This is a genomic window from Bacteroides sp. CAG:633, from assembly GCF_000435115.1.
GTDB classification, from domain to species: domain Bacteria; phylum Bacteroidota; class Bacteroidia; order Bacteroidales; family Bacteroidaceae; genus Bacteroides; species Bacteroides ndongoniae.
Genome location: NZ_FR883139.1, coordinates 1 through 6414 on the forward strand (window position 1 = coordinate 1; position 6414 = coordinate 6414).

The 6414-nt window shown below is 51.2% G+C and carries 5 protein-coding genes and 1 tRNA gene; all 6 read right to left on the reverse strand.

Features of this window, described 5'->3' with window-relative positions; all coding sequences use genetic code 11:
* Window positions 1–43 precede the first annotated feature (43 nt).
* Window positions 44–1357, reverse strand: a complete 1314-nt coding sequence (locus tag QVP67_RS13355; RefSeq protein ID WP_022164065.1) for a phenylacetate--CoA ligase — start codon at window positions 1355–1357, stop codon at window positions 44–46.
* A gap of 4 nt (window positions 1358–1361) precedes the next feature.
* Complete coding sequence (locus QVP67_RS13360; RefSeq protein ID WP_022164066.1) at window positions 1362–1946, reverse strand: indolepyruvate oxidoreductase subunit beta; 585 nt, start codon at window positions 1944–1946, stop codon at window positions 1362–1364.
* A gap of 4 nt (window positions 1947–1950) precedes the next feature.
* Window positions 1951–3543: a thiamine pyrophosphate-dependent enzyme gene (locus QVP67_RS13365; protein ID WP_022164067.1), complete on the reverse strand. Its 1593-nt coding sequence runs from the start codon at window positions 3541–3543 to the stop codon at window positions 1951–1953.
* Window positions 3544–3741: 198 nt separating this feature from the next.
* Window positions 3742–4776, reverse strand: a complete 1035-nt coding sequence (gene mltG, locus QVP67_RS13370) for an endolytic transglycosylase MltG (protein WP_288180213.1) — start codon at window positions 4774–4776, stop codon at window positions 3742–3744.
* 119 nt (window positions 4777–4895) lie between these two features.
* Window positions 4896–4968, reverse strand: a tRNA-Thr gene (locus tag QVP67_RS13375).
* Between the two features lie 440 nt (window positions 4969–5408).
* Window positions 5409–6414 (reverse strand): S9 family peptidase (locus QVP67_RS13380; protein ID WP_288180214.1); only part of this gene is annotated, 1006 nt, incomplete at its 5' end.

A 6414-nucleotide genomic window follows, 5' to 3' on the forward strand; every position in this document is an offset into this window, starting at 1 on the left:
AATCGCGTATTACGACACACCCTCAAAATTGGGGGGGAATTACTTACTTTTCTTTGTTGTCGCGCAAGTCTCTTACCCGGACAGCTTTTCCTTCGCTCTGAGGCAATGAGCCTTTTTTTACTAGTTTCACTTTGGGGGTGACCAGTATTTCGTCTTTCAGCTGGCGGGTGATGTCCTTGCGTATCTTTTCCAGTTCGATGTAATTGTCGGTCGACAAGTCGCTGAGTTCTACCTCTACAATCATTTCGTCCTGATTGTTCACTGTTTCCAGGGTGATGAGGTAGTTGCTTCCCAGCTGCGGGAACTGTACCAGAATCTTTTCCACCTGCATCGGGAAGATGTTTACTCCCTTGATGATGAACATGTCATCGCTGCGTCCCTTGATGCGGTCAATACGCAGGTGTGTACGTCCGCAGGGACACGTACCGGGCAGGATGCGTGTCAGGTCGCGCGTACGGTAGCGTATCAGTGGCATCATTTCACGGTCGAGGGTAGTCAGCACCAGTTCGCCAATTTCGCCATCGGGCACCGGCTCGCCTGTTTCGGGATTGATAATCTCTACGAGGTAGCAGTCTTCCCAAAAGTGCATACCGTTCTGCTCGGTACATTCGAAGGCTACGCCCGGACCGTTCATTTCCGTCATACCAAAACTGTTGTAGGCCTTTACGCCCAGCATGCGCTCTATTTTCTTGCGTTGTTCGTCGGTATGGGGCTCCGCACCAATGACAAGGGTTTTCAGGCTTGTCTGGGTGGGATCCATGCCTTCTTCCTGGAACACTTCGGCCAGACGGATGGCATAGCTGGGGATGGCGTGCAGGGCAGTTGTCTTGAAGTCTGTAATGAACTTGATCTGACGTTTGCTGTTTCCTGCAGCGGCCGGCACTGTCAGCGCTCCTAAACGTTCGGCTCCGTACTGGAAGCCCAGTCCGCCGGTAAACATGCCGTAGCCCGAACTGTTCTGGAAAACATCGGTTTTGCGGATGCCTACCATGTAGAGGCAGCGAGCTACCAGATTGGCCCACGAATCCAGATCGTGTTGTGAGTGTACGATGACGGTAGGGGTACCGGTCGTACCACTGGACGAGTGGATGCGTACTCCGTCTTCGCGCATGTTGCCTGCTACCAGTCCGAAAGGATAGTTGGCACGCATATCGGCTTTGGTAGTGAACGGTATCTTGCGTATGTCTTCCAGGCTTTGAATGCTGTCTGGCGTGATGCCGTGCTCCTGGAACACTTTCTTGTAATAAGGGGCATGGGAAGCGATGCCTATTGTTTTTTTTAGTCGTTGCAGTTGTAATTCACGGAGTTTTTCCCGTGGCATGGTTTCGATTTCTTCTTCCCAGTACTTGTCATTCATGGTTCTATTGTATAAGTTTTTCTGCTATTTCTTTGCCTGCTGCCAGTGCTTTCAGGTTCATTTCCACAATGGCGTCACCCTTGCGCTGGAAGATTTCGCGTACGCTTTCCTGCATGGTGGCGTAGTCGATGCCCAGGAAGGGGATAGTGGCTCCCAGCAGCACGATGTTGGCCACACGGGGCGAACCGGCTTCCTTGGCTATCTCGCTGACGTTTACCACAATTTTGTGCGGCAGCTTGTCAAGTTCGGCTTTGAGGGCTTCTTCGCTGGGGTAATTGGGAATGTTGACAAAGGGAACTGCATTGGTCACCAGCCAGCCTTCGTGATTCAGGTAGGGCAGATATCGCAAGGCTTCCATAGGCTCCAGCGAGATGATCAGGTCGCACTTGCCGGTCGGAATCAGGTCGGATGCGATGGGTTGGTCGCTGATACGCAGGTTCGACTGTACGTCTCCTCCACGCTGGCTCATGCCGTGTACTTCGGCTTGTTTCATATACAAGCCCTTTTTCAGGGCAGCTTTACCGATAACGGTGGCGATAGACAGGATGCCTTGTCCTCCTACGCCCGAAAGTATGATGTCTTTTTTCATGGCTTTACTTGTTACGTTTTTTGCGTGCTAATGTCTGTATACACTCTCTGCGGGGGATGATGACCGATACTCCGTGGTATTCAATTTCCTCGCGTATCACTTGTTTCATTTCTTCGTAGTTCTTCTTCAGAGGCACTACTACGCGGATGTGTTCCGGTGCTACACCAATGCCGGCGCAGATGGCTTCCAGACGTCCGGTTCCGGCAGAGTCCTGTCCACCCGTCATGGCGGTTGTTTCGTTGTCCGAGATGACGATGGTGACGTTGGCATTCTCGTTGACACAATCCAGCAGACCTGTCATGCCCGAGTGAGTGAAAGTCGAGTCACCGATGACGGCTACCGATGGATATAATCCTGCATCGGCCGCTCCTTTGGCCATGGTGATAGAAGCTCCCATGTCTACGCACGAGTTGATGGCGTGGAAGGGGGCGTTGGCTCCCAGTGTATAGCAACCGATGTCGCTGAATACCTTGTGCGAAGGATATTCTTCTTTCAGCACCTGTGTCAGTACGGTGTACATGTCGCGGTGTCCGCAGCCTTCGCACAGTGCGGGTGGTCTCATTTCTACCAGTGACGGAACACTGAATTCAGCCTTGTTTTCCTTGCCTACGGCACGTGCCACACTGTCGGGGGTCAGTTCGCCGTCGGTCGGCAGTGTACCGTCCAGTCTTCCTTTCACTTTGACGCCCAGTCCCAGATAACCTTTCAGCTGCTTTTCTACAAAGGGTTGTCCGTCTTCCAGCACCAGAATCTCTTCGCATTCGTTTATCAGCTGTGTCAGTTGTTTCTTGGGCAGCGGGTACTGGCCTATTTTCAGCACGGGATATTCGCAGCCTTCGGGATAGCTTTCCATCAGGTAGTTGTAGCCGATGCCACAAGCTACGATACCCAGTTTCTTATTGGGTCCGTCAATGTATTTGTTGAAGGGAGAATTTTCGGATGCTTTTACAAACTCGTCCTGTTGTTGCAGCAGGGCTTTGTAGCGTTTGCGTGCATTTCCCGGCAACAGGATGAACTGACGCGGGTCGTCGCTGAAAGCCAGTTCGTTCTGAGCCTGTTGTTCCTTGCGTTCTACGCCCGAGCGCGAATGGGCCAGACGGGTAACGATGCGCAACAGCAGAGGTTCGCCCGTCTGTTCGGAGAAGCGGAAACCTTCGTAGGCCATGTCGTAGGCCTCCTGCTGACTGCTGGGCTCGAATATAGGTATCAGTGCAAAGTCGCCGTAGAAGCGGCTGTCCTGTTCGTTTTGTGAAGAGTGCATGCTGGGGTCGTCGGCTGCCACGACTATCATTCCGCCTTTAACGCCAGTCATGGCTGCATTGATGAAACAGTCGGCTGCCACGTTCATTCCTACATGCTTCATGCAGACCAGCGACCGTTTTCCGGCAAACGACATGCCCAGTGCAGCTTCCATGGCCGTCTTTTCATTGGAGCACCACCGGTTGTGGATGTTCCGTTCGGCCGTTATAGGCATCATCTGTATGTATTCGGTGATTTCAGTAGACGGAGTGCCCGGATAGGCGTACACGCCCGAAAGTCCGGCATCCAGTGCAGCTTGTGCTATGGCTTCGTCGCCAAGTAAAAGTTGTTTGCTCATATCTGTCTTTTTTAGGTATTAATTTAAAGTCTTTGAAGTTAATGGGTGGCTGTGAAACCGTCCTGCTTCAGGCAGGCGATGCCATCCTTTAGCTTCTTAACTTCTACAAGCTTTGCAGAACTTGCGAAACTTGTGTGGTTGTTTTTTCGGTTAGTTAACCGCAAATATAAGCTTTTGCTTTTACATAAGAACACAAAATCACTTAAAAATCTTTCTTTCGTTCAGGGCTTTCCAGTATTTGCGTGCATTTTTCATGTGTTCTGTGTAGTTGGATGCGAAGTTGTGTGTCCCCGAGAAGTCTTCTTTGGCACACATATAGATGTAGTCGTGCTTCTCATAATTCAGCACGGCATCGATTCCGACAGGAGTAGGGATGCGTATCGGTCCGGGAGGCAATCCGATGTTGCGATACGTGTTGTACGGCGAATCCACGGTCAGGTGCTTGTTGCTGATTCGTTTCAGTTGGAAGTCTTGCAGGGCAAATTTGACTGTAGGATCGGCCTGTAAGGGCATGTCTTTGTGCAGGCGGTTGATGTAAAGTCCTGCTACGGTAGGCTTTTCGGCGTTGTTGTTGGTCTCTTCTTCTACGATGGAAGCCAGTGTGCATACCTCTTCGGGCGTCATGCCTGCGGCTTGCGCCTTTTGTTTTCTTTCCTCATTCCAGAAGTGGCTGTGCTCTTTTTGCATCCGCTCTACGAACTGTTCCGCACTGATGTCCCAATATACCTGATAGGTGTCGGGGATGAAAAGACAGGGCAGGGTCTCTTTCTGATAACCCCACTGCCGGATAAGCATCGTGTCGTTCAGCAGACTGGCTATTTCGGCAGAGTCTATCATGAGTTGTTTGCCTACGTTGCGTGCCAGGCGATCCAGTGTTCTGACGCTACCGATGGTGAGGTTCATAGGCTCCTGATAACCACGGTACAGTCGGCTGAATACATGGTATGCATTGTCGGCAGGGCGAATGGCATAGCGTCCGGTGCGGATATGCTGGCCGTATTCCCTATAGCGTGCCAGTAGTTTGAAGCCGGACAGGCTGGCAGCTTTGCCTTGTGTCTTCAGCTTGTGGCAGACAGAGTCGATATTGTCGTCGCGGTCGATGTAGATATAGCTGGTTTTCGACGGATGAAACTGGGGAGCCAGTAACAGGTAGTAAGCAGTTCCGGCACATGCCAGTCCAATGAGGACCAGGGCCGCCAGTCCTCCCAAAAGCATTTTCTGTTTCTTTTTCATTTAAGTCTGAATACGTCGATTTTTTGTTCGTAAATCTTTGGATAGAAGTGTGGCGTTTCTCTCTTTTCGTCTTGAAACAAAAAAAAGAGATGCGGTCACATCTCTTTCTCTACATTTTGAGCCGATAGCCGGACTTGAACCGGCGACCTACGCGTTACGAATGCGTTGCTCTACCAACTGAGCTATATCGGCAATCTCTTTTCGTTTTACGGGGTGCAAAGGTACTGTTTTATTTGGAACTGCAAAAATAATCGCTTGTTTTTTTAGGAGCGAATCGAAAAAGTAGGGGAAGTGGTTGGTGGGGGAGAAAGGATGAAGATGGGTTGTAAAGGAGGATACGATGAGGAGTTTAGGTGTAAGTTTTAGTAATATATGGAGCGCTTATACGGTTTTTTCTACTGTACTTGTACGGCTCGCGAGAGACACTTGTGTGGCTCGTCTTCCACACTTGTGTTGCTTTTGTGGGACACTTGTGTTGCTCGTGAGCCTTGCAAGTGATAGTAAATGCTTCTCTGATGTTGGTGGAACGGGGTTAGTCGTCAGTGAAAAGAGGCCGTCTCAAAATAGAAATTTCCATTTTAAGACAGCCTCTTGGTACGGTGAATCACCGTTGTTGGTTTAATAATTCATTATCATTTCTTCAGCCATCTATCCAGCCATTCGAAGAATACGCGCTGCCACAGCACACCGTTCTGTGGTTTCAGCACCCAGTGATTTTCGTCGGGATAGATAAGAAGTTCGGCTGGTACGCCACGCATCTTGGCGGCATCGAAGGCTGCCATGGCCTGATTGGCCAGAATACGGTAGTCTTTCTCGCCATGGATGCAGAGGATAGGCGTGTCCCACTTGTCAACAAATTTATGAGGCGAATTGGCAAAGGTACGCTGAGCTGTTGCGTTGTCTTTTTCCCAGTATGCGCCGCCCATATCCCAGTTGGCAAACCATTTTTCTTCTGTCTCCAGGTATTGCATTTCCATGTTGAAGATGCCGTCGTGGGCAATGAAGGCTTTGAAGCGTTTGTCGTGGTGGCCGGCCAACCAATAGACGGAGAATCCTCCGAAGCTGGCTCCTACGCATCCCAGACGGTCCTTGTCGACAAACGGTTCTTTGGCCATTTCGTCGATGGCGGTAAAGTAGTCCTTCATGCACTGACCACCGTAATCGCCGCTGATGGCTTCGTTCCATTCGACGCCGAATCCCGGCAAGCCGCGACGGTTGGGGGCTACGATGATGTAATCGTTGGCTGCCATGATCTGGAAGTTCCAGCGGTAGCTCCAGAACTGGCTGACGGGGCTTTGCGGTCCGCCTTCGCAGAACAGCAAGGTGGGATATTTCTTGTTAGGATCGAACTTGGGCGGATAGATGACCCATGTCAGCATCTGTTTGCCGTCGGTGGTCTTCATCCAGCGTCCCTCTACGCGGCCCATGTCCAGTTGGTCGTAGATGTGTTGGTTCTCGTGGGTGAGTTGCTTGACGGGGTAGTCGGGACGGATGCTGTCCGTGCTGCTGAACCGCTCCGGGCCGCCCTCCATGAAGAGGCTTACCGGGAAAGGCTTGCTGTCCAGGTCGGTAATGGCATAGATTTCGTCGCCTTCGCTCATGGAGTGGCGGGTAGCGATGAGGTCCTTGCCGCACAGG

Coding starts and splice junctions, on each gene's coding strand:
- QVP67_RS13360 (WP_022164066.1), bottom strand. CDS start 1,946: ATGAAAAAAGACATCATACTTTCGGGCGTAGGAGGACAAGGCATCCTG.
- QVP67_RS13365 (WP_022164067.1), bottom strand. CDS start 3,543: ATGAGCAAACAACTTTTACTTGGCGACGAAGCCATAGCACAAGCTGCA.
- mltG (WP_288180213.1), bottom strand. CDS start 4,776: ATGAAAAAGAAACAGAAAATGCTTTTGGGAGGACTGGCGGCCCTGGTC.
- QVP67_RS13355 (WP_022164065.1), bottom strand. CDS start 1,357: ATGAATGACAAGTACTGGGAAGAAGAAATCGAAACCATGCCACGGGAA.